The sequence below is a fragment of the Pseudomonas sp. LS2P72 genome (genome assembly GCF_054897865.1).
In genome coordinates, this window is sequence record NZ_CM142708.1 from 2,938,745 (window position 1) to 2,964,087 (window position 25,343).

Genomic DNA, 25,343 nt, shown 5'->3' on the forward strand with positions numbered 1-25,343 from the left:
TTCCCTTCCCCGCACCGGCACTATCGAATGACGTTCCGGCACATTGCTGTCGGTGGTTTTTCATTAGTGCAGGTTGCCCATGAACACTTCGCGATGGGATGAACGAGCCCAAGATTTCGGGCTGTTTTTTTTGCGGGTCAGCGGTGGTTTGTTTCTGCTGTGGGTGCACGGTTTGCCGAAGCTGCTTAACTACAACGCTCAACTGCAAGTCATCGAAGACCCTTTCCACCTGGGCGCGAACGTCACGCTGATGCTGGCGATTTTCGCCGAGGTGCTGTGCCCGCTGCTGATCATCGTCGGGGTGCTGGTGCGTCTGGCGTGTCTGCCGATTTTGGCGGTGCTGCTGATCGCGCTGTTGATTGTGCATCCGCAATGGAGCCTCGATGAAGGGCAGTTCGGCTGGCTGCTGATGATGTTGTTCACCAGCCTTCTTATCGCCGGGCCGGGACGGCTGGCGCTCAATGTCCGTTTCCCTGGAGCTTTGCGTTATGCCTGAATCCAATCGTTTCGAGGAAGTCGTGACACTGGTCATCAAGCACAGGGTCAAGGCGGGGTTTGAAGTGCCCTACGAAGCCTGGTTGCGCAACATTGTCAGGATTGCCGGGCAGCAGGAAGGGCACTTGGGCGTCGATGTGATTCGCGGCAAGAGTGCCGGTCTTGATCTGTACACCTGCGTGCTGCGCTTCTGCTCGACCGAATCGATGCAGCGCTGGCTCGATTCGCCGCAACGGCTGGGACTGGTCAACGAAGCCACGCCGATGCTCGCTGACGGCGACCAGACCGAGGTCAATCCGGTCAACGAGTTCTGGTTCGCGCCGCAAGCCGATGCCGCATCGCCGCCACCGCCGCGCTGGAAGCAGGCCGTGGTGACGTTGTTGGTGATTTTGCCGCACACCTTGCTGGTGCCGCTGATCTGGGGGCCGCTGCTGCAGCTCAGTACCTTCCTGTCCAATTACGTGGTCGCCACGTTCCTGATCACGCTGACCATCGTCGTTTCGGTGGTGTACCTGTTCATGCCGATGGCGACGCGGTTGTTCGCGCCCTGGCTGTCCTCTTCCACTCAGCCCAAGGAAACGCGATGAACGCCGATCTGATTTTATTCAATGGCCAATTTCATACCGTTGATCGTGAAAACCCACGCGCCAGCGCTGTAGCGATCAGCGAGGGTCGCTTTGTCGCTGTCGGCACCGACGCCGACGCCATGGCCCTGCGCGGTTCGGGCACGCAGGTCATCGATCTCAAGGGTCGCTGCGTCATTCCCGGCCTCAACGACTCGCACTTGCACCTGATCCGTGGCGGTTTGAACTACAACCTCGAATTGCGCTGGGAAGGCGTCCCCTCACTGGCCGACGCGCTACGCATGCTCAAGGATCAGGCCGACCGCACGCCGACGCCGCAATGGGTGCGTGTGGTCGGTGGCTGGAACGAATTCCAGTTCGCTGAAAAGCGCATGCCGACCCTCGAAGAACTCAATCAGGCCGCGCCGGATACCCCGGTATTTGTTCTGCATTTGTACGACCGCGCCTTGCTCAACCGTGCCGCGTTGCGCGTGGCTGGTTACACCCGCAACACGCCGAACCCGCCGGGTGGCGAGATTGTGCGCGATGCCAACGGTGAACCGACCGGCATGCTGGTCGCCCGGCCCAGCGCGATGATCCTCTACTCGACCCTGGCGAAGGGGCCGAAGTTGCCGCTGGAGTATCAGGTCAACTCCACCCGCCAATTCATGCGCGAGCTCAACCGTCTCGGCCTGACCAGCGCCATCGATGCCGGCGGCGGTTTCCAGAATTATCCGGACGATTATCAGGTGATCGAGCAGTTGGCCAAGGACCAGCAGTTGACCGTTCGCATCGCCTACAACCTGTTCACCCAGAAGCCCAAGGAAGAGCTGACCGATTTCAAAAACTGGACCAGCAGCGTGACCCTGCATCAAGGCGACGATTACCTGCGGCATAACGGCGCCGGGGAAATGCTGGTGTTTTCAGCGGCGGATTTCGAGGATTTCCTTGAGCCGCGTCCGGACTTGCCGCAAACCATGGAAGACGAACTGGAGCCGGTGGTGCGCCACTTGGTCGAGCAGCGCTGGCCGTTCCGTTTGCACGCCACGTACAACGAATCCATCAGCCGCATGCTCGACGTGTTCGAGAAGGTCAATCGCGACATTCCGTTCAACGGTTTGCCGTGGTTTTTCGACCACGCCGAAACCATTACACCGCAGAACATTGAGCGGGTGAGGGCGCTGGGTGGCGGTATCGCGATTCAGGATCGCATGGCATTCCAGGGCGAATATTTCGTTGAGCGTTACGGCGCCAAAGCCGCCGAAGCGACCCCGCCGATCAAACGCATGCTGGCCGAAGGTGTACCGGTCGGCGCCGGCACCGATGCCACGCGAGTGTCCAGCTACAACCCCTGGACTTCGCTGTACTGGATGGTCAGCGGCCGCACGGTCGGTGGCCTGGAACTGCATGCCGAGGGCTTGTCTCGTCAAACCGCACTGGAGCTGTTCACCCACGGTAGCGCCTGGTTCTCTTCCGAACAGGGCAAGAAAGGCATGATCAAGGTCGGCCAACTGGCTGACGTCGCAGCCTTGAGCGCGGATTTTTTCAGCGTCGACGAAGAAGCGATCAAGTGGATCGAGTCGGTGTTGACCGTGGTCGGCGGCAAGGTGGTGTACGCCGCCGGTGACTTCGAAAAACTCGGGCCGGCCAGCGTACCGGTGCTTCCGGACTGGTCGCCGGTGGTGAAAGTGCCGGGGCACTGGCGTCCGGCCTCACCGATGCAGGCGCAGGTTCACCATTGCAGCGGGCCGTGCGGCGTGCATTCCCATAGCCATGAAAAGGCGCGGTTGTCGAATGCGCCGGTCAGCGATTTCGCAGGTTTCTGGGGCGCGTTTGGCTGCTCGTGCTTCGCGTTCTGACGATCAAAAAAAAGCGCCGACCCTTCGCGTCGGCGCCATATGTAACACCCATCCACCGAGGAGTTTCACATGAGCAACGTTCCGTACAAACGCCTGAACAAAGATGACGCCGTTGTCCTGTTGGTCGACCACCAGACGGGCCTGATCTCGCTGGTTCAGGATTTCTCGCCGAACGAATTCAAGAACAACGTACTGGCCCTGGGCGATGTGGCCAAGTTCTTCAAGCTGCCGACCATCCTGACCACCAGCTTCGAAAACGGCCCGAATGGCCCGATGGTTCCGGAGTTGAAAGAACAGTTCCCGGACGCTCCGTATATCCCGCGTCCAGGCCAGATCAACGCCTGGGATAACGAAGATTTCGTCAAAGCCGTTAAAGCCACTGGCCGCAAGCAATTGATCATCGCCGGTGTCGTCACCGACGTTTGCGTGACGTTCCCGACGCTGTCGGCGCTGGCTGAAGGATTTGAAGTGTTCGTGGTGACCGATGCCTCGGGCACTTTCAACGAAACCGTGCAACAAGCAGCCTGGGCGCGCATGGCGGCGGCCGGTGCTCAACTGGTGAATTGGTTCTCGGTGGCCTGCGAGCTGCAGGGCGACTGGCGCAACGACATGGAAGGCCTGGCGAACCTGCTGTCGCCGCGCATTCCGAACTACCGCAATTTGATGAACAGCTACTCGGTGCTGTCTTCGAAGTAAGTTTGCAATCACATAGAAAAATGCCCGCGAATGTGCGGGCATTTTTTTGTCTGGCGAATGAGCTTTTTTGTAGCCGCTGTCGAGCTTGCGAGGCTGCGTTCGGTTTGGGCCGCATTTGGACGAAGCAGTCGTGAGTTCAAACAATGCGGTGTGTCAGAAAAAAACTCGCACTCAGGTTTTACGACTGCTTCGCAGCCGAACGCAGCCTCGCAAGCTCGACAGCTGCTACATGAAACCGTGTGGCCCGTTACACCGGTTGGCGTTTCTGCAGCCAACTCAGGAATCCGCTTTTCCTGATCGGCACCAATGGGGTCATCAACGCCAACCGACTGCTCTGCTGCCTGACCGCCTGCAGCTTGTTCAGCGCCCGACCCACTTCGACACGTTGTTCCATGCAGTGACGGGTCAGGGATTTGTCGATCCGGTAAATGATGCACGAGGTCAATGTGGTGAAGGTCGCCTGCGAGGGGGTATCGGCAAGAATGCTTTGCTCACCCATGACTTCGCTCGGCCCCATACGCCCGGCTTCGGTTTGTCCAGTGCCATTGGGTACGGTGGCGCTGACTACGCCGGTGGCGATCACCATCAAGCTGTCCGGCACGTCGCCCAACTCCAGCACCACCTGACCTGCCGCGTACTGCTGCGGGACCATCGACCGGGCGATCTGATCACGCTCATCCTCGCTCAAGGAACGGAAGATTTTCACTTCATCAAGCAACGCCCGTGCGCGGGTCGTCGGTTCAATCACGCCATCGAGCTGCCGGGAAATACCCGCCGCTTCGAGGTGCCGATGCACCAGGTCGAACAGTTGATTGCGCACTTCGCTTTTTTTACCCAGCTCGGCGATAAACCCGCTGGCTACGTATTCGGACAGGGTTTCGCCAGACTCTTTCAGCACTGCTTTCGGTGCCGGGTTGAGCAGCAAACTGCTGCTGCCCTGAAGCGTGCGGTCCAGTGCGTCCAGCACCCGACGCGGGCGGATGTGGTTAGGCACCTGAATGCTGATCGACACACCGTGCAGGTTGTTCGGCCGGCTGAGGTTGACGATTTTTGCCTTGGCCGCCACCGAATTCGGTACCACCGCGGTACTGCCGGCACTGGTCAGCAGGTGGGTGGCGCGCCAGTCGATGTCGAGCACTTTGCCCTCGACGCCGTCGATCATGATCCAGTCATCCACCTGATACGGCTTGGTGGTATTGAGCACGATCCCGGAAAACACGTCGCTCAAGGTACTTTGCAACGCCAGGCCCACGACGATTGCCACGACGCCGGAAGTCGCCAGCAAACCTTTCACTGGCAACTCCAGTACATAACCGGCCGCCGCGACGATGGCGATCAGAAACACCAGCGCACCGATGACATCCTGCAGCAACCGACCGCTGTGACCGATGCGGCGCATCAGTACCAGACCGATGACTTCGGTGAGTACCCGTGCGGCGTACAGCCACCAGAGAATCCCCAGCGCCGTGGCGCCCGATTGCGCCACGCGATCCTCGGCGAAAAGCGGCGCCTGCAACGGACTCACGCCGGCATTGATCGCGAGTGCGCTGAACATCACGAACAGCGTCAGTCGCACACCGACCCGCGTGACGCGATGTTTGAACGGCGCGAGGTGCCAGAGCACGGCGTCGATCACCAGCAGCAGGGCAATCCACGACAGCAGATGGGCAAGGAAAAAGGACATGGGGAAACTCCGGCTGAAGATTGCTTTTCGATCGCGTAACAGCTTCGCCAGTTTAAAAGCAGCGGCTGTCGCTGCACGGTGGACACAGATTAATAAGGTGCCTAAAAAGGAAAAAGCGGCTATAAAATGTTTGACTGTCAACCAAGGCGTGACAATGAACCCATTCGAAGATATGCGTATTTTTTGCCAGGTTATGGACTCCGGCAGCTTCACCGCGGCGGCTGATCAATTGGGCCTGTCCAAGCAGTTCGTCAGCCGGCGCTTGATGCAACTCGAAGAACGCCTGGGTGTGCGTCTGCTCAATCGCTCCACGCGGCGACTGGACGTCACGCCACTGGGGCAGAGTTATTACGAGTCAGCCTTGCGCCTGCTGGGCGAAGTCGAGCAAGTGGAGCAGGGCATCGCCGGCCAGACCACCGAGCCCCGCGGCACTATTCGTATCAGCGCGCCGTTGTCGTTTGCGGTGGCGCATTTGGGCTGTTTGCTGCCGGTGTTTTTGCAGCGTTATCGCGATGTCACGGTGGAGGTCGACCTCAGTGATCGGCCGGTGGATTTGCTCAGTGAGGGTTATGACCTGGCGCTGCGCATCGGCATTCTGGAGGATTCGACGCTGATCGCCCGACGCATCGCTTCCATCCAGCGGGTGTACTGCGCCAGCCCGGTTTACCTGGCCGAGCGCGGCACGCCGCTCAAACCCGAAGACTTGCACAGCCATGACTGCCTGCCTTACGGCCACGGGCGTCAAGTGCAATGGCGTTTCGAAGGGCAGGGCAAGCCGTTGGTGGTCAATGTCACCGGGCGGATGCGGGTCAACAATGGTGAATTGCTCAGGGACGCGGCGATTGCCGGCATGGGGATTACTTACTTGCCGACCTTCATTGTTGGTTCGGCGTTGAAGGACGGCAGGCTGGTGCCGGTGCTGGATGAGTTTCGTCCGCAGCCGCTGACGTTATCGGCGGTGTATCCGCAGCACCGCCAGAGTTCACGGCCGGTGCAGGCGCTGATCGAGTTTTTGCGGGAGCAGCTGGATCAGGCTGAGGGTGGGTTGTAAGACTCACCACTTCCCCTGTGGGAGCGAGCCTGCTCGCGATGGCGGAGTGTCAGACGACATCATGTTGAACGACAGATTGCTATCGCGAGCAGGCTCGCTCCCACAGGGGATTTGTGGAATTTTGAATGAGTATTGGGGACGGAGTTATTTGTCCCGACAGCTACCATTCGGGGACGCGTTTGCGATGCCCGGGTTACAAGATTTGAACAAAGACTCAATGGGGTTTTTCAAAGCGCTAATCTAGACTCGTGCCGGTCAATCAAGACCCCAGTCTGGAGCGCGCAATGGAAATGCCGACAAAAGAAAAAGCCATCGCCAGCAACCGCGATGCGTGGAATGACTCTGCCCGACACCACAAAGACACCCCCGAATGGCAGGCCCGTTTGACGGCAGTTGGTGACAGGGATTTTTGCTGCCTGGACGACACCCTACGAGGTTTGCTGGAACAAGTGGGTGTCGACGGCAAAGACGTGGTGCAACTGGGTTGCAACAACGGCCGTGAATGCCTTTCGTTGTTTGCGCTGGGTGCTCGCAGCGTCGTAGGCGTCGACCAGTCCGAGGCTTTCCTCGATCAGGCGCGGGAACTGGCGTCACGCTCGCCCCATATGCCTGAGTTCATCGAGGCAGACATCCATCACTTGCCGGCTGAACTTCATGGCCGCTTCGACGTGGCCCTGATCACCATCGGCGTGTTGAACTGGATGCCGGACATCGGCGAATTCTTCCGCCATGTCGCACAAACCCTCAAGCCCGGTGGCAGCCTGGTGGTGTACGAAACCCATCCCTTCCTCGAAATGTTCGACCCCGAGTCCGCCGATCCGTATCGGCCGGACAGCTCGTACTTTCGCAGCGAACCTTTCGTGCAGGACCAGCCGATCGTCTACGAAGGCAAAATCGACCAGCAGGCGGCTTCGTCCTACTGGTTCGTCCACACCCTGGGCGCCATCTTCACCGGTGCCATCGACGCCGGATTGCAGATCAGCCACTTCAAGGAGTACCCGCATTCCAACCGCGAGGAACTCTATGATCGGTATGAGCAGCAAACGGCGCAGTTGCCGTTGTGTTTTACGTGGGTTGCGCAGAAGCGAGCAGTCTAGTCAGAAGTGTCTCTCAGAGATTCGAGTGATTGACCGAATGACCCGGCTGCGCGCAGAGATCAATGCCAAGGGCGTGAATGACCTTTAAAACCGTATCGAAACGTGGTTTTGCACCTGGTGCGAAGGCCTTGTACAGGCTTTCGCGGCCCATACCCGAATCCTTGGCTATCTGTGTCATTCCACGCGCTTTCACCACATAACCGATAGCGCGAAGAAATTCTTCGTTGTCGCCGTCTGCGAGCACTTGCGAAAGGTACTCGCTGATGGCTTCGTCACTGTCCAGCAGAGCCGCCATATCGAAAGTAGTCAAAGTCTGGCTCATGTTTAAACCTCCTTCGCCATTTTTTTCGCCCGCCTGATGTCGGCGGTTTGCGAAGATTTGTCACTACCCGCCAATAGCACAATGACGACGCTGTTTCGCATAGTGAAGTAGACCCGATAGCCTGCACCGACGTCCACGCGCATTTCGGAAACACCATCACCCACCGGTTTGATATCGCCCAGATTACCCGCAGAGGCACGATCAATGCGACGAGCGATGGCTAACTTCGCCCGCAAGTCACGAACTGAGGCATGCCATGTCGCGAAGATCATAGTTTGTTGAATAAGATAATTCATTGCTCAAATGTATCCACATGGATACGAATGAGCAGTCAGGCAATTCCTTGGTTGTGTATGTTTTTTCCCTGAAATGTGTGGGATATGAGCTGTTTGACCTATTCGCGGTGCTGCTGCCGTCCGCTATCCTTGCTCCACGCACATCGAACGGTTTTCCCTATGCTTTCGGTCCAAGGCGTCTTCAAAAGCTACGCCACTCCCCAGGGCCCATTAGCGGTTCTGCAAGGTGTCGACCTCACCTTGAAACCCGGCAGCAGCCTGGCGTTGATGGGGGAATCGGGCAGTGGCAAGAGCACCTTGCTGCACCTGATTGCCGGGCTGGACAAGGTCGATCGCGGCAGTATCCACAGCGGCGAACATCGGCTGGAGCTGATGAGCGAAGGGCAACTGGCGAACTGGCGGCGGACCGAAATCGGCCTGGTGTTTCAGCAGTTCAACCTGATCGGCAGTTTGCGCGTGGAGGACAATCTGGCATTCCAGGCGCGATTGGCGGGGCGCCATGATCCGCGCTGGCAGGCGCATCTGGTGCAACGTCTGGGCTTGGCTGATTTGCTGCGGCGTTATCCGGAACAGCTGTCCGGCGGGCAACAGCAACGGGTCGCGCTGGGCCGCGCCCTGGCGTCGCAGCCGAAACTGCTGCTGGCCGACGAGCCCACCGGCAGCCTCGATGAAGCCGCCAGCGACGAGGTCTTGAAGTTGTTGCTGGAGTTGCTCGACGACAGTCCCACCACCTTGTTGATGGTCACCCACAGCCCACGGGTTGCCGCGCGGCTGGCCGAAAAAGTGGTGCTCCACGGTGGCCGTCTGGCTGGCGCGGACGAGCGCTGAGGTGCGGGTCTTTCGCGAGACGCTGCGGGCGCTGCTCAGCCATTGGCGGCAGCACCCGGTGCAGTTTTTCAGTGTGCTGACCGGCCTCTGGCTCGCCACCAGCCTGCTGACTGGCGTGCAGGCGCTGAACAGCCAGGCGCGTGAAAGCTATGCTCGGGCCAGTCAGTTGATCGGCGGCGAACCCCAGGCCAGCCTCAGTGCGCCCAGCGGCGCAACCTTCTCCCAGCAAATGTTTGTCGATCTGCGTAGTGCGGGTTGGCCGGTGTCGCCGGTCCTGCAAGGTCGGGTGACGCTCAAGGGCCATGAAGACCAGCGCTTGCACCTGATGGGGATCGAGCCGGTGTCGCTGCCCGCCGGTTCCTCCGTGGCCGGGCAGGCGTTGGCGATTGAGCAGGTTGTCGAGTTTTTCAGCCCGCCGGGCAGTACCTGGATTTCGCCGCAGACGTTGCAGGCATTGGGTCTGCACGAGGGCGAACGCCCGCTGACTTTGAGTGGTCAGGCATTACCGCCGCTGCATGCCCAACCCGATATGGCCCCCGGTATGTTGTTGGTGGACATCGGCTTCGCCCAGCAGATTCTCGGCCTGCCGGATCAGCTGTCACGCCTGCTGCTGCCGAAGGATTTCACCGCAACCCTGCCTGATCAATTCAAGGGGCAGCTGCAGCTCAAGACCAGCGGTGAAGAGAACAATTTGTCGCGCCTGACCGAAAGCTTTCACTTGAATCTCGATGCGCTGGGTTTTCTGTCATTCGTGGTCGGCCTGTTCATCGTCCACGCCGCGATCGGCCTGGCGCTGGAACAACGCCGTGGCTTGCTCAGAACCCTGCGCGCCTGCGGTGTTAGCGCACGGATGTTGATTGCCTGTCTGGCGGTTGAACTGGGTGGTCTGGCGTTGATCGGCGGACTGGTCGGCGTCGCCAGCGGCTACCTGCTGGCCAGCGTGCTGTTGCCGGATGTCGCCGCCAGCCTGCGCGGGTTGTACGGCGCCGAAGTGGCGGGGCAGCTGAGCCTCAGTCCGTGGTGGTGGCTCAGTGGCGTCGGTCTGAGCCTGCTCGGTGCGTTGCTGGCCGGGGCCAACAGTTTGTTGCGGGCCGCGCGCCTGCCTTTGCTGGCCCTGGCCGACCCGCAAGCCTGGCATCAGGCTCACGCGCGCTGGTTGCGGCGTCAGGGTTGGGTTGCCGTGATCGCCGCGGTGATCGCGCTGCTGGCGTTGATCTTTGGCGACAGCCTGAGCAGTGGCTTCGTGCTGATGGCGGCACTGTTGATCGGCGCTGCACTGGCGTTGCCGGTGGTGCTCAACTGGGTGTTGAATCGGGTGCTGCATCGCAGTCGCTCGGTGCTCGGCCAATGGTTTCTCGCCGACTGTCGTCAGCAACTGCCGGCCCTGAGCCTGGCGCTGATGGCGCTGTTGTTGGCACTGGCGGCGAACATTGGTGCGGGCAGCATGACGGCCGGTTTTCGTCAGACCTTCACCGATTGGCTCGAACAACGCCTGACCGCCGAACTGTACGTTAACCCGCGAAATCCGGCCCAGGCCAGAGAGCTGCAAACCTGGCTCAAGCAGCAACCCGGACTCACGGCGGTGCTGCCCAACTGGCAAGTGTCGATCCAGTTGCAAGGCTGGCCGGCGGACGTCTTCGGCGTGATCGATCACCCGACGTATCGTCAGCATTGGCCGCTTTTGGAAGCCTTGGGCGACAACCCTTGGGACCGACTGGCCAAGGACGACGCACTGATGCTCAGCGAACAACTGGCCCGCCGGCTGAAGGTGCGCCTTGGCGATCACCTGACGATTCCCACACCGAACGGCACATGGACGCCACGGATCGTCGGCATCTACGCCGATTACGGCAATCCCAAGGGGCACATTCTGGTCAACGTCAACCATCTGCTGCGCGGCTGGCCGCAGCTGACACCGAACCGTTTCAACCTGCGCATCGACCCGACGTTGATCCCTGATTTTCTGACAGCGCTGCAAACACGCTTCACGCTGGAGGACAGCCGCGTCGTCGACCAGGCCCGGCTCAAGGGTTGGTCCACGCAAGTGTTCGAACGCACCTTTGCCGCGACCGCCGCGCTCAACAGCCTGACCCTCTGTGTGGCAGGCGTGGCGCTGTTCATCAGCCTGTTGACCCAAAGCCAGAGCCGCCTCGGGCAACTCGCCCCCCTGTGGGCGCTTGGCGTGACTCGCCGGCAATTAATGCTGCTCAATCTCGGGCAGACCTGGTTGCTGGCAGTGCTGACCCTGGTGTTGGCGTTGCCGTTGGGGATCGCGCTGGCGTGGTGCCTGGACACGGTGATCAACGTTCAGGCCTTCGGCTGGCGCTTGCCGCTGCGGGTGTTTCCGCTGCAGCTGTTGCAGTTGATGGGGTTGGCGCTGTTGGCGACTTTACTGGCGTCGGCGTGGCCGCTGTACTCGCTGTACCGCACGCAACCGGCGGATCTGCTGAGGACGTTTGCTCATGAAGATTAAGGTCGGCGTGTTGCTATTGGCGTTATTGAGCGGGTGCGATAACTCGGCGCCTGTTGAAAAAGGCTTCGCGGGGCTGGGTCATCAGGCCGCCGCGTTTACGCCGGTGGTGCCCGGTCGGGTGTTCAGCTTTCCGGCGGATCACGGTCCTCATGACGGTTTTCGCATCGAATGGTGGTACGTCACCGCCAACCTCAAGGACGATCAGGGGCGCGAGTTCGGCGCGCAGTGGACGTTGTTTCGCAGCGCCTTGAAAGCGACGCCCGAAGTGGCAGGCTGGGGTAATCAAATCATCTGGCTTGGCCACGCGGCCGTGACCTCGGCGACGGTGCATCACGCCGCTGAGCGATACGCCCGCGGTGGCGTTGGTCAGGCTGGTGTGAGCCTGGCGCCGTTCAACGCGTGGATCGATGATTGGCGTTTCAGCAGCCAAGGCTCCGACCCTATGGCGGAGCTTCAACTCAGCGCCCGGGACAAGGATTTTGGCTATCAACTCCGGCTGACCTCCACACGTCCTTTGGTGCTTCAGGGCGACAAAGGCTTCAGTCAGAAATCCGAACAAGGGCAGGCGTCGTACTACTACAGTCAGCCGTTTTTTCAAGCCAGCGGCACGCTGGAAATCGACGGAAAAACGTATCAAGTCAGCGGCCCGGCCTGGCTCGACCGGGAATGGAGCAGCCAACCCCTGACCGCCAACCAGACGGGCTGGGACTGGTTTTCCCTGCACCTGGACAGCGGCGAACAGGTGATGCTCTACCGTATGCGGCAGAAGGACGGCGCGCCTTACCTCACCGGCACCTGGATCGACGCTCAGGGTCAAACGCAGCTACTGCAAGCCTCCGACATCAGCCTCACACCGCAAGACACCGCCAACGTCGCCGGGCGTTCGATGCCGGTGCGCTGGTCGATCAAAATCCCCGACAAACACCTCGACATCACGATCAGCGCGCTCAATCCCAATGCGTGGATGGCTTTGCGCATTCCCTATTGGGAAGGGCCGGTGCGATTGAGCGGCAGCCATGGCGGGCAGGGTTATCTGGAAATGACCGGGTATTGAGTCGGAACTCTCGGCAGAGCAATGGCCTCCTAATTCTAGAAGCCCGTTCACAGGAGCCCGCCATGAGTGAAGACCTGAAACCGCCTGACCTTGATTCGTGGCAGCGCCTGTTCGAAGACAAGGCCTACTGGCAACAATCCCCCGACGCCCATTACGCCGAACTGCTGCGGGTGGCCGACGACTTGCTGGGGCAGGGCGCCATCGACCTGGAACAATGGCAAGCCTTGAAGGTCAAGGCCGATCAATCCCATAAATATTCGCCAGCCGTGAACGTGGCCCAGGAGGTTGACGATCCCGAGGCTTGAGGAGAACCCACATGAAACCGACGACCCCCACTGAACACCCTGACGAACCGCGACCACCGGGAGAAGTCGAGCGCGACAACGACGCTCTGCGCCCGACCGATCCGACCCGGCGTAAGGAAAGCGGCAAGGGTACAGAAAGCGGTGAATCCACCGCACAAGAAACTGCGAACACTCCCTGATCAGCGTCTATGCTCATCTGCGCAGAGGGCGCTGGACGGTGGTTCAGCGATCGTTGCTGCCTTCAATTCACAGGGAATGTACCGCTTATGAAACTTCACGCACTGACCAAAGCCATCACCCTTGCAACCCTGCTGTCTGCCGCCAGCCTTAGCGCCATGGCTGCGGATATCCCGCTGTCTGCCGTTGTGGAGGCGGATCAGGTCACCACCAAAGTTGTCTCGGTCGATGCTGCCAAACATCAGGTCGTCCTGGAGGGGCCGGAAGGTCGTCAGGTCCATGTGCAATTGACCGACAAGGCGAAAAACCTCGGCAATTTGAAAGTCGGCGACCAAGTTGACATCACGGTAACCAGTTCTGTCGCCGCCTACCTCGACACCGATGTCGACAAAGGCCTGCCAGGCACCGTCGAACGCGCTGGCGAAGTCCGCGCAGCCCCCGGCAGCGACAACCCGGGCGGCGAAGCCTACCGTCAGGTGCAGGTCCAACTGAAAATCACCAAAATCGACGTGAAGAAAAACCAGGTAACCTTCGAAAACCCCGCCGGCGAGTCCAAGACTGTTGACGTCGTAAGACCCGAAGTTCAAGCGAAATTGAAAGACCTGAAAGTTGGACAGAGTGTCATTGTGACCTATACCGACACATTGAAAGTGACCAGCAAACACTCAAGTTGAGTATTAGCTCTATATGCGGATTGTTCTTGTACAACTTTTCTGTATAAGAACAATCAGTTTTAATGGTCTAACCGGTGAGTTTGTCGGGTTCCTTAAATAGTATTTAGGCCGACATTTAATCGAAAGGTGTTTCGATAAATTTCATGTTCATATACGCGGACATATTCGACAACTTCAATTAAAATACTTCCCGTTCGCCCAGTGTCAGGGCTCTTTACCGGTGCATGGATTGCCAGGCCATTACACTGGGCGAACACCTTTTCGACGTTCGATACACACCTGCAGCAATACGTTAAAATGCGCGGCATTGTGCAGATCAAGGAAGAAAACGACTGCCGCCGTTCTGACACGGATGAAACTACTCTCCCTCTACCACCCGGCGCTCTACTGGCTTCGCGTGTGGCAAAAAAGACTGTTCCGGCAATTGGCCTGGCGCTTCTCCCGCAAGCAATACGCTGTTTCGCTGAACACCGTCTCCCGATTGCCATTTCGCTATCTCAAGCACACCTCCAAACTGATCCGCAAACTCGGCAACTCCGATCTTGCCCTGCAACACAATAAAGTCATCAACCTGAAACTGGCCGTCGCTTCGATGGACGGCGTCGTCATCGGCCCTGGCGAGTATTTTTCATTTTGCCGCCTCGTGGGTCGGCCTACCCGCAAACGCGGTTATGTCGAAGGCATGGAGCTGTCATTTGGTGAAGCGCGCAGCGGCATCGGTGGCGGGATCTGCCAACTGAGCAACCTGATTCACTGGATGGCGATTCACTCTCCGTTGGTCGTGGTTGAGCGATCGAACCACAGCTTCGATCCCTTTCCTGACGAAGGGCGGGTACTGCCATTCGGCTCCGGGGCCGCGATCTTTTACAACTACATTGACCTAGTGTTGCATAACCCGACCGATCGCCATTTTCAGTTGAAACTCAATGTAGCCGAGCAACAGTTGGAAGGGGAGTTGTTGTGCGATCAGGTGAGAGAGTTTCGGTATCACGTTTATCAACTTGGGCATCGGTTTGTACGAGACGGTGGGCGGGTTTTTCGAGAGAACGAGATATGGCGGGAGGTCAGGAGCAAGGGGCAGGAGAGTCAGGTATTGAAGAGTGAGCGGCTTTATAAGAATCGGGTGGTGGTTAAGTATGAGGTTGAGGAAAGGTTGCTGACTTGAAATGCATAAAACGGGTGATCGTTAGATCGCCCGTTTTTTTTTGGGCGTCGGTTGGAGAATTTTTCATGGTGAAGCTCTTGAATCAACGGAACCGCAAAACGGCATTTGCATGCCTTGATCGTGCTCGGTCTGTCAAAACTGCTCGCTGAGATTGCAGCGGCAGTATTGCAACAATATTGACGGTTCAGTTTCGGAAATAAAGCTCATCCAGTTGTCGTCTCCGAATTAGCAGGTATTCCTCCCAGACCTTGGGGAAATCCTCATCCTTGGTGAATGGGAACGTCAGATAAATATGCTTGCCTGTCACGCTTATATACTGGCGCGCGCGTTTGAAGGCAGGTTGTTCGTACATCGAGATGCTTTCATCGTATCCGTCGTGGTGGTGAGAGATGGTTACCCGATGCGGAGCGATCATGCCTCGCGCAAAGTCAATCACCCAGCCGTGATCCAGTCCCGTGGTCAAATAACCGTAAACGCCGTCGCTAGAAAGTCGGATACACGATTTGGCCTGAGCGCCGTCGTCGTCGTTCACGACGACGATCTTGTCTTTGAAGTATTGGACGCTTTTTTGATTCGGTCCTTGCAAAACCAGATTCCAGCCTTCGGCTGACATTCGGAATTCGCCTTGGTTTTCAAATTCGGCGATCCAGCCGTTTGAAAGGGTGATCCTGTGTTTGTTCACATGGTGTCCTAATCGTTGAGGGTGTCCTAGATTTTGTGTAAACGGGATTTTTATTAAACCGTTAACAGCCGATCTTCGAACTGGATACTGAAGCGATTCAAGGCCGCTTTCCAGTCCCGGATCGGCATCGTCCACTTCTTGCTGATGTTGTTCAGCGCCAGATAAAACAGTTTCATCACCGCGTCATCGGTCGGAAATGAGGCGCGCGTTTTGATCACTTTGCGCAGGCTCATGTTGATCGATTCGATGGCATTGGTGGTGTAAATCACCTTGCGAATTTCGGCTGGATAGTCAAAAAACGGGATCACCCGAGCCCAGTTTCGCCGCCATGACAGGCTGATCGACTGGTACTCGGCATCCCATTTGGCTTCAAATTCGCAGAGTCGTTGTTCGGCCAATTCGGCGGTTGCCGAGGTGTAAATCAGTTTGAGATCAGCCGCCACCTCTCGCTGCTTTTTCCACGACACGAAGTTCAAGCTGTTGCGCACCATGTGCACGATGCACAGCTGAACGACGGCTTTTGGGTAGACGGCTTCAATGGCTTCAGGGAAACCTTTGAGACCGTCCACGCAGGCGATGAAGATGTCCTGCACGCCCCGATTCTTGAGTTCGGTCACCACTTGCAGCCAGAACTTCGCGCCTTCGGTTTGAGCGATCCACAGACCCAGCACTTCCTTGTGACCGGCCATATTGACGCCGATAGCCAGGTAAACCGCCTTGTTGCGCACGGCGCCAGCGTCACGCACTTTGACGTGAATGCAGTCCAGATAGAGGATCGGGTACAGCGCGTCCAGTGGTCTGGCTTGCCACAGCTTGACCTCGTCACTCACCGCGTCGGTAATCGCCGAGATCAGGCTGGGAGAGACCTCTGTGCCGTACATTTCCTGTAAGTGAGCCTGGATTTCTCTGACACTCAAACCGCGAGCGTAGAGAGAGATGACTTTGTCATCGAAGCCCGTCCAGCGGGTTTGATGCTTGGCCACCAACTGCGGCTCGAAGGACGCCTGCCGGTCGCGAGGGATGTCGAGCGGCAGTTCGCCGAAGTCGCCCTTCAGGGTTTTACCGCTGTGACCGTTGCGCGCATTGGCGGCGGTGTTGGTGATCGCTGCGCTTTTGTCGTGCCCCAAGTGTTCGGTCATCTCGGTTTCAAGGGCCCGCTCCACCAGCATCTTGGTGAGCTGTTTGAGCAGGCCGTTTTCGCCGATCAGATCTTCGGGCTTTTTGTAGTTGGCCAGCAGACTGTCGGCCAGTTTAACCAGTTCAGGATCAGGCTTGACTCGTTTGGCGCGCTTGGGTTTTGGCTCGGTCATTGGATTTCCTTGGGGTAGGCAGTCTCCTGCCAAATGACCGTTTACACAAAACTAATTACACCCTCTAATCGTTGAATATCCAAAGTTACCCGGTGTAAATCATCCATTTTTTTGGCTTTTATGAGGGCTCTCCACGATCTGTCCCCGGTTTGAAAAAGAGAAACTTGTCTAACTCGCGATTTCTGCAGCGCTTAACAAATTCCAGCGCGACGGTTGAGTTGGCCAGGTACAAATCATAAGTAGCTCTATCAATCTGATAGTACTCATTGTAGTCCACAATATGATTGCTCACGGATATCGAAACGTAAGGTTTTCCTGATGCCTCTTCGATGCCCAGGCCAATCAGCGCTGCTCCCCCTCCACACCAGAGCGCTAGTGATATTCCGAACTCAAAAAAATCGTTGAAGTAAAACAAAAAGCTTCTGCCGAATGGATTTATGAATGCTGCGAAGCCCATCAAGGTTGGGAGAACAAATAGACAAACGATAACTACGACTGTAGGGAGTGATACAGCTAATCGTGCTTGGAAAGACTTGGTGAGATTGCTGCTACCCAAGTCCAGATAGGTGTCGTTGACTTCAACAAAACTTCCGCCGAGATCCATTGGGATTTGCCCGGTAGGAACAGGTAGAGGTGAAAGGAACAATGCTTCGCCTGTGGGGAAGCGACGAGTTTCCCCAGCGACGGGGCGCTGCTGTCGAATATCGAACTCGTCGTACTGCGGAGAGGTAGGTGTCATGCAGGATAACCATAAAGTGCATCTCCGGCATGAGGTAGTCGATTACATTTATGCATCAAGGACGCGGCTCATCGTTTCCATTCAATTATTTATCGATTCTTCTGTCTTGATTTCATTTAGGTTCGCCTTGAAGTACGTCATGAAATCTTGTCCCTGAGCAAAAGCCTTTTCGATCTTGGCGCTTTGCTCTTTCAACGCTTGGCTCGGCTTGGCCCACTGCTCAGTCGGTAGAGATTTTGACCACTCAGCAATGGAATCAGGTAGAGATTTCATGCTGAAACGATGGTCCCATTCTGCTACCCAGTACGGAAAACGCCACCAGGTGATCAGGTGTGTCAGGTACCACCAGCCAACCCCGAAAGCGGAACGTTCGTTGTGTTGGTGCTCCTCATGCATGTCTTGTCGTTCTTTATCGAAGGTGCCACGGCCTTCGTATGGTGCTTTGCCAGGGCAGAACTCTGGACCTTTTTCCATATAGACACGTATGGCTTCCCACTTACCCAAGCCATGAGCAGGAGTTGTTACGCCTTGTCTCACAAAGTGCACTACGTCCATTTTGGAGTCGTCGAACGCCATACCGAAGGCATAGGCGCTTGTCACTCCCACTCCAGTCACACCTGTACTGATTGAGAGCCAAGATACTGTTTCTTCCCATGGTTGAATGACGGGGAGGTCGGAACCTTCGGGGAAGAAACAGACTTCACGACGTTGACGGTTGAATCGAATAGGGCGGGTGCGCGACTTCGCTCTGGTAGTGCTCAAGATGACGTAAGTACCCAGGAGTGCGGCTATTCCTCCGCCCCAAATACTAAAGGTCACACCGAAATGGAACATGCCTGCTGCCCTGTCCCAAAAGGACTCGGAAAATGGGTTTCCCCAGGTAGTAGATCCTGCAAGGAAAGGCAGAATAATCAGGCATGAAAAAATGAACATCATACCGAGCCCAATCATTGCCCTAGCTTGGAAAGCCTTGCCGAAATTAGTACTGCCCACGTCAAGGAATGTGTCATTCACCTCAACAAAGCTTCCGCCAAAATCCATGGGGATTTGCCCGGTGGGCACCGGCAGTGGCGACAAAAATAGAGCCTCTCCAGTGGTAAAACGACGAGTTTCACCAACGATAGGGCGCTGCTGTTGTATATCGAGCTCGTCGTATTGCGCAGAGGTAGGTGTCATGCAGGATAACCATAAAGTGGGTTCGGCCTAGGACGCGTCCACTGCAGGCTCATTATCCGGTTCGGCAAATTTCACCTTGAAGTAATCCAGCAGGTTCTTGCCTTTGGCGAAGGCCTTCCGGATTTCGGCGCTCTCCTTGAGCAACGCTTCGCTCGGCATAGCGTGTTGCTCGAGGGGGAGAGATCTTGACCATTCCAGGACTTCTTTAGGGAAGGCGGCTTTGGGGCGGTTATTGATCCATGCTGCGATGTAACAAGGTATCGTCCAGCCACTGCAAAACTGAATTATCAAAAATCCCCAGACATACCGAAGGAATGAATGATGAGAACGGTATCCTTGTCTACACATATGGAAATACGCGACTGAGCCTGCTTCGAATTCATCTGATTGCCCCATGGGTAACGCTTGAGGCCCTTCCTCCATATAGACACGTATGGCCTCCCACTCAGCTATGGCTTGGTTTAGATTTCCACTTGGAACACTGACCCAAAGCACATCGCCGTTTTTGTCGCGAAGTCCGATCATTAGTTTAAACTCGGGGATTACAGCATATTGAGTGATCAGCTTGCTAACTGAAACGCTCGCGATAACCTCTTCCCACGGCACATAACGAGGGGACATTCCCTTCTTGGGAACATAAACAACTTCCCGACGTTGGCGATTGAAGCGTATGGGAGGTTGATTGCTGGCTTGGCGAATTGCAAAGAAAAAAACGCAAAGGTAAAGAATTGCAAGCGCTCCCACAAAACCCCAGACCGCAATGCTTGTAAAAAAATCAAGCCAACTACTCCAGAACGGCTCTACATCTCTTCTTATCCAAGACCCAAACCCCGTTGTCAAAAAAAGAAAAATCAACAGGAACATCACCGCCCCAATTCCTGCGCGGGCCATAAACTCAAAACTTCCTCGGGAAATGGCAAAGTCTAAGAAAACTTCATTGGCATAGCGGTGCAGTTGGCGCGCACTGAAAGGCAGCACTCCGGTCGGTACCGGTTTTGGTGATAAATAGACTATCTCAGTGCCCGGTTCTCTCTCGATATCGCCTGCCTTAGGCAACCGATCGTATTTATTCTTCAAGGGACAGGACTCGTCAGGTGGTGGACTCGGGCTCTTGAATTGGTTCTGCAAATTTCACCTTGAAGTAATCCAGCAGGTTTTGCCCTTTGGCAAAGGCCTCCCGGATTTCAGCGCTCTCCTCGAGCAACGCTTCGCTTGGCATAACGTGTTGCTCGACGGGGAGAGGTTTTGACCACTCCAGAACTTCTTTAGGAAAGGCGGCTTTGGGGCGGTTGTTGACCCAGCCAGAGATGTAGCACGGCAAAGTCCAGCCGCTGAAAAATTGAATAACCAGAAAGCCCCCGACGTAGCGTAGAAGTGAGTGATCCGTGCGGTAGCTGCGTCGACACAGATGGAAAAAGGGAACGCTGCCTTCTTCAAACTCTTCCGTTTCATCAGATGGCAGCGCGAAACTTCCCTCCTCCATGTACACGCGGATCGCCTCCCATTCGGATACGGCCAGACTCAGACTGCCGCTTGGCACCACGGACCACCATCGCCGCGGGCACTATCACGCAAACCGATCATTAGCTTGTATTCGGGCATCACCGCATATTGAGTAATGAGCCGGCCAGAGGATACACATGCGATTGCCTCCTCCCAAGGAATATAGCGTGGTGCGGCACCTTTTTTAGGTACGAACACAACCTCACGGCGTTGTCGGTTAAAGCGGATAGGGGGGTGAATAGTGGTCTGTCGGACCGCATAACAAAATATACAAATGTAGACGGCGGTAAGAGACCAGATAAATCCTTGGACGAAGGCGTTTGTAAAAAAATCTACCCAGCTACTCCAAAAGGGTTGAACGTCTTTTCGCAGCCATGAGCCAAATCCTGACACAAAGAGAAAAAAGAAAGTGATGAATACTACCGAGCCGATACCTGCACGAGCCATGAACTCGAAATTCCCCCGCCCGACAGCAAAATCTAGATAGACGTCGTTGGCTTCGCGATGTAAATGGCGAGCACTGAAGGGCGGCATGCCTGTAGGGACAGGCTTAGGTGACAGGTAAACAGTCTCTGTCCCAGATTCCGCTTCAAAATCCCCGGCCTGAGGTAGTCGATCGTATTTATTTTCCAAAGACACGACTCATCAGTTGGAGGGCTCGGACTCTTGAGTCGGTTCGGCAAATTTCACCTTAAAGTAATCCAACAGGTTCTGACCTTTGGCGAAGGCCTTCCGGATCTCGGCGCTTTCTTTGAGCAGTTCTTCACTCGGCATAGCATGTTGGTCGGCGGGTAGAGGTTTTGACCAGTCGAGGACTTCTTTAGGGAACCCTGCTTTAGGCCGATTGTTTACCCAGCCAGAGATGTGGCAGGGCAATGTCCAACCGCTGAAAAACTGGATCGTCAAAAAGCCCCAGGCGTAACGTACGAAGGAGTGATCCGCACGGTAGCTGCGACGGCATAGATGGAAAAAATCGACAGTACCTTCCTCAAGCTCATCTGATTGATCTGGTGGTAAGGAAACCATTCCTTCCTCCATGTAGACACGAATTGCCTCCCACTCAGAAACGGCAAGACTCAAGTTGCTACTGGGGATCACAGACCACAGTACATCACCTGTGTTGGCATCTCTTAAACCAATAAGTAATTTAAATTCAGGCATTACTGAATATTGAGTAATTAGCTTTCCAACAGATACGCAAACAATGACATCCTCCCAAGGTACAAAGCGCGGTTTGTCGCCTTTTTTTAAGATAAATACAACTTCGCGACGCTCTCGATTGAAACGGATGGGTGGGTGAATAGATACTTGGCGAGCTGCCTGAAAGAAAAAATAAATGTATGTTAGAGAGATTGCTCCGATAATCGACCACAGCACGGGGTTGAAGAAAAATTTCAACCAGGCATAAAGAAAAGGTTCTTCATATCTTCTAATCCAAGACGCAAATCCCGAGAAAAAGAATAATAATGTCACGATTAGCATTATTGAGCCGATGCCGGTTCGCCCCATAAACTCAAAATTACCTTGGCCGATAGCGAAATCCAGAAAAGTTCTATTGGCGTTGCGATGTAATTGACGTGCGCTATAAGCAGGCATACCCGTGGGTACCGGTTTTGGTGATAAGTACACTACCTCGGTGCCTGACTCTCTTTCAAAGTCACCCGCATGAGGTAGCCGATCGTGCTTTTTATCAGGCATGTAGAGTCTCCGCCTTAATGTCGGTCCATTTTAAATTAGCTCGACCAATTCTGACCGAAGGCTCACCTGTAAGTGGTTTATTGGTTCCCGAGAAGCGTAGTGATATCGGGTAATAGAGAAAGCCGTCATCTGCTTTTAGCGGTTTTTCAGCTATATCTGGTTGAACACTCAAGCGCAATCTCAATTCCGATTGCTCTCCACACCAATCTTCAGGTATTTCTAACTTAAGTAGTAATGGATCACTATTTGCAAGTTGTAATCCGTCGCGTATCAACTCCCCTACATCCTTCGCCGGGAAGGTGAGTTGGGCGGATAACTCGGCTTGAAATCTGATTGGGGTTTCACTCAGTTTTTCCAATGAGATGCCCGGAAAGGTAATTCCAAACGTCCGTACTCCATTTCCATCGAGTTGACGTTTTACGATGCCTGCATCTGTAATGATGGGGCGTAAGTTAACTTCCGCCAGACCTTGAGCATGTTTAGCCATATCCCACTGTTTGTTCTCTATTCCCCAGCAGGAACCTTGCATCCATCGTTGTTGATCATCAAGGTTGAAATAGTTGTAAAGCGCTTCACCACCCAATTGTAGGGCCGTAAATCCAAGAGACCATGGAGTTAGCCGGGAGGAAAAGCTTAGGAAGCGAACTCCTTTGGTCCCCCATGCGCGTCCAACCGCTACGACTCGATCAGCTCTTGGCGTAGTCATGTAAATTCGGCCAACAGAACCAACGTCTCGGAGCGATTTGGCGGTAGCGATTCCCATGACGCTTGTGTTGCCTACATCTCCCGTAAGAGCCAACAACGCACCAGCTTTTTCTCCGGCAGTGCCGGTTAGCAATGCGTCGGTCCACTTGTTCCAGTTATCCAAAGTAGTTCCAATTGAACTCAGAAGCCCTAAGGGAGCTATGACCGCCCCAAGACCCAAACCTAGTTTTCCAAGCTTCACCATGAACAGTGCGCCGCCTCTGCCACCGGTACTGGCCACTGTTGCTTTAAAGCCTTTGTCCACTAATGCGATATAGGAGTTTTGATACACCGATAGTGCGGCAGAAACGACACCTGTAAATGCACCAAAGAACACAACGTTGTCCTTTAATGTTGTATTTCCCGATACTTTACCCCACGCATCCAACGCTTCTCTAAAATTCCAAGCTTGAAATAGAAAAGCGGCCATTGGCACGAAACTGCTTGTTAATATTGTCGTGCCGCCAGGCTCGCCATAACTTCGGAGCGCTCCGATTTTTAATCGCTGGATTTCATTGTTGAGCAGGCTTTGTTGAGCAGCGTCGATCTTTAACTGCACTCCTATAAAGCCCGAGCTTAGGGTATTGGTTGCTGTAAGACTCTCTTGAATTTTGGCTGTGATAGTTGCGCGCTCTTTACGCACCGTAAGGAGTTGTCGGTTTAACTCGACTTCTTCCGTCTTTGCGTTGGCCTTTTTTGTTTTACCTTGCTCGTCAGTACTCGCCACACGACGCTTGCTTTCTTTTCGCGCGTGATCGCGGTCGTTGAGGGTTTTTTCCTCGGTAATAAGCAATTTTCCGAGGTTGTCTAAGCGCCCCAGAAAGATCTCTCTGTCCTGAACACTGGAAACTTTCAAAGTCGCGCCGCCATGTTTCAATGCATAGAGGGCTCCCAAACGATGTGCTCGGTTACTATGCGTCGAGATTTTATCTAGGTGTGCCTTCAACTCGGGGCCATTGAGATTGTTTTGGATCTCAGATAACCAATTTTGCAAGCGTAGTGCAATGGCAGGAGAGTAGGCAGCATTAACCGCATGGCTAATGTCGAGAGCGCTAGGATTGAGATTCACTGTCCAGTGACGCCCCATCAGAGTGCCAACTTCGTTCAGCCTTGTTTGCGCATCAGTAAGTCCACCGTTGAGATTGTTGGCGTCGTCTAGCCATTTACCAAGGTCTCCTGCTTTTTTTAGTAGGAACGCCTCATCGAGCCGGCTAGCAAAACCAGGCATGCTGAAATAAGGTGCACCATGGAAATACTCACCAACGAACTTCATACTTACTTCAGTGCGACAAATATCCCGGACACAGTTTTGCTCAGTAACCAACGCTGACATCAACTGATCAAGCACATCCGCATCGAAATACCACGCACTCATGTGGTATTCGCTCTTGGTAAACAACCCAACACGGTCGTCGGTAATGCGGTTGAGGCGTGCGGTCCAGCGCTTCAGATGGGAGCGCTCGGTTTCCAGATACTTGTTCATTTCCCCATATCGTACGAGGTCGTGGATGCCACGAGCACCCAAGCCCTTGCCTTGCACTGCGGCATGGCTTTTGTCTTCCAGCACCTCGATGTCATCTTCCAGATCGTTGTAAAGATTCTTGCCGAGGGAATCGATCATTTCCTGCTTTTTGGTATTCATGACCTTGTAAGCGGCGCCGGCCTTAGGGTTGGGAACCCGGACACGACTTACTCTTTGCGGCAGATCGGTAGTGCTGGTCCTGGCCCCGTCATACTCGTTGCGTGAATTGACGTAGTCATAGATTTTTTGCCGTTGCTCGGGCGTGGTTTTTTCAAACAAGGCGTCGCTGGTACCAGACTGTCGCGCGGACTTTTCACTGACCACCATCAGCGTTTCGATGTAGTTACCGATTGAATACCTGAGGTCGTTCTTTTCCTTGACCACCCATTCATCGATCCAGCCAACTACTTTGTCCTGGTGCTCGGCAAGATCCCGCATCACCCCAATGCTGTCCTTGAACACCAGATAGAAGTGATCTTTCTCATAAGCAGCCAGCAACGGCTTCTTAATAGTTCCGAGTTGCGCTGCCTTGAACAGACCCGTCTGGTTTTCCCAGACGTAGTCCTTGCTCTCTTCAGGGTGTGCACCCGCGGGTGGGGCTTGTGTTGCAGGTTTCTCCGCAACCTCTGCTATCCATTTTTCAGCCTGCTTGTCCGTCAGCAGGTGCGGTCCACCTTTCTCCACGTCGCCTTTGGCGAGGTTCACCTTCTGCATGAACAGGTCGCGCTCTTTACTCGATTTGAGCATTTGCGAGCACTTGGCGGCGGTCCATTGGACTTCGGCATAGGCGATGTGCAGGGCGCTGCCACGGGTGAAAATCAGGGCGTTTTCGCCTGCGGATCCCGTGCGCTTGTCTTGAGTGGCTTCTTTGCCTTTCCAGATGCACTTGGTGACGACGCCGTTTTTGACCTCGTATTCGTGCAGATAGCCAGTCGTGTTGTCGATGACGTAGAGCCAGCCATCACGCAGCAGGCGAATACCCAGTGGGCGAGAGACGGTTTTGTAAGGTAGCGAGATTTCAGCAGAAGGGTCGAGCCGTTCGACAAGGCCATAGCGCAGGGGAATCAGTTGAAGCTTCTGCTTCATCTGCGGGCAACCGCCCGTGGCGCACTTGCCATCGGTGCGGGGCAAGTCGACTGCGTTTGGATTCTTACCTGTCTGGCTCATTCGGAATTCCTTTCCAGCATCGGGTAGCAAGGGCGGCTCGGCTCGGCTCGCCCGCTTGCTCAA

Annotated in this window: 25 protein-coding genes; 13 read left to right on the top strand and 12 right to left on the bottom strand. The window is 55.5% G+C overall.

Annotated features, from left to right (window positions below; translation table 11 throughout):
* Positions 1–79: 79 nt before the first annotated feature.
* The 4 genes from ACYZUA_RS13495 to ycaC all read left to right on the top strand — a co-directional run bounded on the left by ACYZUA_RS13495 (position 80) and on the right by ycaC (position 3,613).
* Positions 80–496 (top strand): DoxX family protein, encoded by a 417-nt coding sequence (locus ACYZUA_RS13495; protein ID WP_461963477.1) that lies wholly within the window; start codon positions 80–82, stop codon positions 494–496.
* Complete coding sequence (locus ACYZUA_RS13500; protein WP_461963478.1) at positions 489–1,082, top strand: antibiotic biosynthesis monooxygenase; 594 nt, start codon at positions 489–491, stop codon at positions 1,080–1,082. The genes ACYZUA_RS13495 and ACYZUA_RS13500 overlap by 8 nt, the downstream gene beginning before the upstream one ends.
* Positions 1,079–2,917 carry an amidohydrolase gene (locus ACYZUA_RS13505; protein ID WP_461963479.1) on the top strand — a complete coding sequence of 613 codons (1,839 nt, stop codon included), beginning with the start codon at positions 1,079–1,081 and terminating at the stop codon, positions 2,915–2,917. The genes ACYZUA_RS13500 and ACYZUA_RS13505 overlap by 4 nt, the downstream gene beginning before the upstream one ends.
* A gap of 69 nt (positions 2,918–2,986) precedes the next feature.
* Positions 2,987–3,613, top strand: a complete 627-nt coding sequence (ycaC, locus tag ACYZUA_RS13510; RefSeq protein WP_045061273.1) for an isochorismate family cysteine hydrolase YcaC — start codon at positions 2,987–2,989, stop codon at positions 3,611–3,613.
* Between the two features lie 247 nt (positions 3,614–3,860).
* Here the strand turns inward: ycaC and ACYZUA_RS13515 are convergent, their stop codons facing one another.
* Positions 3,861–5,297 carry a mechanosensitive ion channel domain-containing protein gene (locus ACYZUA_RS13515; RefSeq protein ID WP_461963480.1) on the bottom strand — a complete coding sequence of 479 codons (1,437 nt, stop codon included), beginning with the start codon at positions 5,295–5,297 and terminating at the stop codon, positions 3,861–3,863.
* 154 nt (positions 5,298–5,451) lie between these two features.
* Between ACYZUA_RS13515 and ACYZUA_RS13520 the strand changes: the two genes are divergently transcribed.
* Together ACYZUA_RS13520 and ACYZUA_RS13525 are read left to right on the top strand one after the other, a co-directional pair.
* Positions 5,452–6,348, top strand: coding sequence for a LysR family transcriptional regulator (locus ACYZUA_RS13520; protein WP_461963482.1), 897 nt, complete (start codon positions 5,452–5,454; stop codon positions 6,346–6,348).
* A gap of 284 nt (positions 6,349–6,632) precedes the next feature.
* Positions 6,633–7,445: a class I SAM-dependent methyltransferase gene (locus ACYZUA_RS13525; RefSeq protein WP_461963484.1), complete on the top strand. Its 813-nt coding sequence runs from the start codon at positions 6,633–6,635 to the stop codon at positions 7,443–7,445.
* 13 nt (positions 7,446–7,458) lie between these two features.
* On the opposite strand, the gene ACYZUA_RS13530 is transcribed toward ACYZUA_RS13525, so the two are convergent.
* A complete protein-coding gene (locus ACYZUA_RS13530; RefSeq protein ID WP_461963485.1) occupies positions 7,459–7,767 on the bottom strand; it encodes an addiction module antidote protein in 309 nt (102 codons plus the stop codon).
* Positions 7,768–7,769: 2 nt separating this feature from the next.
* On the bottom strand, positions 7,770–8,063 hold the full coding sequence (locus tag ACYZUA_RS13535; RefSeq protein ID WP_461963486.1) for a type II toxin-antitoxin system RelE/ParE family toxin: 294 nt from the start codon (positions 8,061–8,063) through the stop codon (positions 7,770–7,772).
* A gap of 159 nt (positions 8,064–8,222) precedes the next feature.
* Between ACYZUA_RS13535 and ACYZUA_RS13540 the strand changes: the two genes are divergently transcribed.
* The 7 genes from ACYZUA_RS13540 to ACYZUA_RS13570 all read left to right on the top strand — a co-directional run bounded on the left by ACYZUA_RS13540 (position 8,223) and on the right by ACYZUA_RS13570 (position 14,739).
* Entirely contained in the window at positions 8,223–8,891 is a 669-nt protein-coding gene (locus ACYZUA_RS13540; protein ID WP_461963487.1) for an ABC transporter ATP-binding protein, read from the top strand.
* 1 nt (position 8,892) lies between these two features.
* Positions 8,893–11,364, top strand: coding sequence for an ABC transporter permease (locus ACYZUA_RS13545; RefSeq protein ID WP_461963970.1), 2,472 nt, complete (start codon positions 8,893–8,895; stop codon positions 11,362–11,364).
* Positions 11,354–12,418 carry a lipocalin-like domain-containing protein gene (locus ACYZUA_RS13550; protein ID WP_461963488.1) on the top strand — a complete coding sequence of 355 codons (1,065 nt, stop codon included), beginning with the start codon at positions 11,354–11,356 and terminating at the stop codon, positions 12,416–12,418. Before ACYZUA_RS13545 ends, ACYZUA_RS13550 begins: the two co-directional genes overlap by 11 nt.
* A 62-nt stretch (positions 12,419–12,480) precedes the next feature.
* A complete protein-coding gene (locus ACYZUA_RS13555; RefSeq protein WP_283183934.1) occupies positions 12,481–12,723 on the top strand; it encodes a hypothetical protein in 243 nt (80 codons plus the stop codon).
* 11 nt (positions 12,724–12,734) lie between these two features.
* Entirely contained in the window at positions 12,735–12,902 is a 168-nt protein-coding gene (locus ACYZUA_RS13560) for a hypothetical protein (RefSeq protein WP_162842855.1), read from the top strand.
* A gap of 87 nt (positions 12,903–12,989) precedes the next feature.
* Positions 12,990–13,574 (top strand): hypothetical protein, encoded by a 585-nt coding sequence (locus ACYZUA_RS13565; RefSeq protein ID WP_283183935.1) that lies wholly within the window; start codon positions 12,990–12,992, stop codon positions 13,572–13,574.
* Between the two features lie 352 nt (positions 13,575–13,926).
* Positions 13,927–14,739, top strand: coding sequence for a VanW family protein (locus ACYZUA_RS13570; RefSeq protein WP_461963489.1), 813 nt, complete (start codon positions 13,927–13,929; stop codon positions 14,737–14,739).
* A gap of 184 nt (positions 14,740–14,923) precedes the next feature.
* Here ACYZUA_RS13570 and ACYZUA_RS13575 read toward each other — a convergent pair whose 3' ends face one another.
* The 9 genes from ACYZUA_RS13575 to ACYZUA_RS13615 all read right to left on the bottom strand — a co-directional run bounded on the left by ACYZUA_RS13575 (position 14,924) and on the right by ACYZUA_RS13615 (position 25,280).
* Complete coding sequence (locus tag ACYZUA_RS13575; protein ID WP_461963491.1) at positions 14,924–15,421, bottom strand: hypothetical protein; 498 nt, start codon at positions 15,419–15,421, stop codon at positions 14,924–14,926.
* 53 nt (positions 15,422–15,474) lie between these two features.
* Positions 15,475–16,731, bottom strand: coding sequence for an IS256 family transposase (locus tag ACYZUA_RS13580; protein WP_240890573.1), 1,257 nt, complete (start codon positions 16,729–16,731; stop codon positions 15,475–15,477).
* Positions 16,732–16,849: 118 nt separating this feature from the next.
* Positions 16,850–17,470 carry a hypothetical protein gene (locus ACYZUA_RS13585; protein ID WP_461963492.1) on the bottom strand — a complete coding sequence of 207 codons (621 nt, stop codon included), beginning with the start codon at positions 17,468–17,470 and terminating at the stop codon, positions 16,850–16,852.
* An 81-nt stretch (positions 17,471–17,551) separates the two neighbouring features.
* Positions 17,552–18,646 (bottom strand): DUF6708 domain-containing protein, encoded by a 1,095-nt coding sequence (locus tag ACYZUA_RS13590; RefSeq protein WP_461963493.1) that lies wholly within the window; start codon positions 18,644–18,646, stop codon positions 17,552–17,554.
* Positions 18,647–18,673: 27 nt separating this feature from the next.
* Positions 18,674–19,723: a DUF6708 domain-containing protein gene (locus tag ACYZUA_RS13595; RefSeq protein WP_461963494.1), complete on the bottom strand. Its 1,050-nt coding sequence runs from the start codon at positions 19,721–19,723 to the stop codon at positions 18,674–18,676.
* 13 nt (positions 19,724–19,736) lie between these two features.
* Positions 19,737–20,186, bottom strand: a complete 450-nt coding sequence (locus tag ACYZUA_RS13600) for a hypothetical protein (protein ID WP_461963495.1) — start codon at positions 20,184–20,186, stop codon at positions 19,737–19,739.
* Positions 20,168–20,782, bottom strand: a complete 615-nt coding sequence (locus ACYZUA_RS13605; protein WP_461963496.1) for a hypothetical protein — start codon at positions 20,780–20,782, stop codon at positions 20,168–20,170. The genes ACYZUA_RS13600 and ACYZUA_RS13605 overlap by 19 nt, the downstream gene beginning before the upstream one ends.
* 12 nt (positions 20,783–20,794) lie before the next feature.
* The gene (locus ACYZUA_RS13610) at positions 20,795–21,847 is read right to left on the bottom strand and encodes a DUF6708 domain-containing protein (protein WP_461963497.1); all 1,053 of its coding nucleotides are present in this window, start codon (positions 21,845–21,847) and stop codon (positions 20,795–20,797) included.
* Positions 21,840–25,280: a toxin VasX gene (locus ACYZUA_RS13615; protein WP_461963499.1), complete on the bottom strand. Its 3,441-nt coding sequence runs from the start codon at positions 25,278–25,280 to the stop codon at positions 21,840–21,842. Before ACYZUA_RS13615 ends, ACYZUA_RS13610 begins: the two co-directional genes overlap by 8 nt.
* Positions 25,281–25,343: the final 63 nt, after the last annotated feature.

Coding starts and splice junctions, on each gene's coding strand:
- ACYZUA_RS13495 (WP_461963477.1), top strand. CDS start 80: ATGAACACTTCGCGATGGGATGAACGAGCCCAAGATTTCGGGCTGTTT.
- ACYZUA_RS13500 (WP_461963478.1), top strand. CDS start 489: ATGCCTGAATCCAATCGTTTCGAGGAAGTCGTGACACTGGTCATCAAG.
- ACYZUA_RS13505 (WP_461963479.1), top strand. CDS start 1,079: ATGAACGCCGATCTGATTTTATTCAATGGCCAATTTCATACCGTTGAT.
- ycaC (WP_045061273.1), top strand. CDS start 2,987: ATGAGCAACGTTCCGTACAAACGCCTGAACAAAGATGACGCCGTTGTC.
- ACYZUA_RS13515 (WP_461963480.1), bottom strand. CDS start 5,297: ATGTCCTTTTTCCTTGCCCATCTGCTGTCGTGGATTGCCCTGCTGCTG.
- ACYZUA_RS13520 (WP_461963482.1), top strand. CDS start 5,452: ATGAACCCATTCGAAGATATGCGTATTTTTTGCCAGGTTATGGACTCC.
- ACYZUA_RS13525 (WP_461963484.1), top strand. CDS start 6,633: ATGGAAATGCCGACAAAAGAAAAAGCCATCGCCAGCAACCGCGATGCG.
- ACYZUA_RS13530 (WP_461963485.1), bottom strand. CDS start 7,767: ATGAGCCAGACTTTGACTACTTTCGATATGGCGGCTCTGCTGGACAGT.
- ACYZUA_RS13535 (WP_461963486.1), bottom strand. CDS start 8,063: ATGAATTATCTTATTCAACAAACTATGATCTTCGCGACATGGCATGCC.
- ACYZUA_RS13540 (WP_461963487.1), top strand. CDS start 8,223: ATGCTTTCGGTCCAAGGCGTCTTCAAAAGCTACGCCACTCCCCAGGGC.
- ACYZUA_RS13550 (WP_461963488.1), top strand. CDS start 11,354: ATGAAGATTAAGGTCGGCGTGTTGCTATTGGCGTTATTGAGCGGGTGC.
- ACYZUA_RS13555 (WP_283183934.1), top strand. CDS start 12,481: ATGAGTGAAGACCTGAAACCGCCTGACCTTGATTCGTGGCAGCGCCTG.
- ACYZUA_RS13560 (WP_162842855.1), top strand. CDS start 12,735: ATGAAACCGACGACCCCCACTGAACACCCTGACGAACCGCGACCACCG.
- ACYZUA_RS13565 (WP_283183935.1), top strand. CDS start 12,990: ATGAAACTTCACGCACTGACCAAAGCCATCACCCTTGCAACCCTGCTG.
- ACYZUA_RS13570 (WP_461963489.1), top strand. CDS start 13,927: ATGAAACTACTCTCCCTCTACCACCCGGCGCTCTACTGGCTTCGCGTG.
- ACYZUA_RS13580 (WP_240890573.1), bottom strand. CDS start 16,731: ATGACCGAGCCAAAACCCAAGCGCGCCAAACGAGTCAAGCCTGATCCT.
- ACYZUA_RS13585 (WP_461963492.1), bottom strand. CDS start 17,470: ATGACACCTACCTCTCCGCAGTACGACGAGTTCGATATTCGACAGCAG.
- ACYZUA_RS13590 (WP_461963493.1), bottom strand. CDS start 18,646: ATGACACCTACCTCTGCGCAATACGACGAGCTCGATATACAACAGCAG.
- ACYZUA_RS13610 (WP_461963497.1), bottom strand. CDS start 21,847: ATGCCTGATAAAAAGCACGATCGGCTACCTCATGCGGGTGACTTTGAA.
- ACYZUA_RS13615 (WP_461963499.1), bottom strand. CDS start 25,280: ATGAGCCAGACAGGTAAGAATCCAAACGCAGTCGACTTGCCCCGCACC.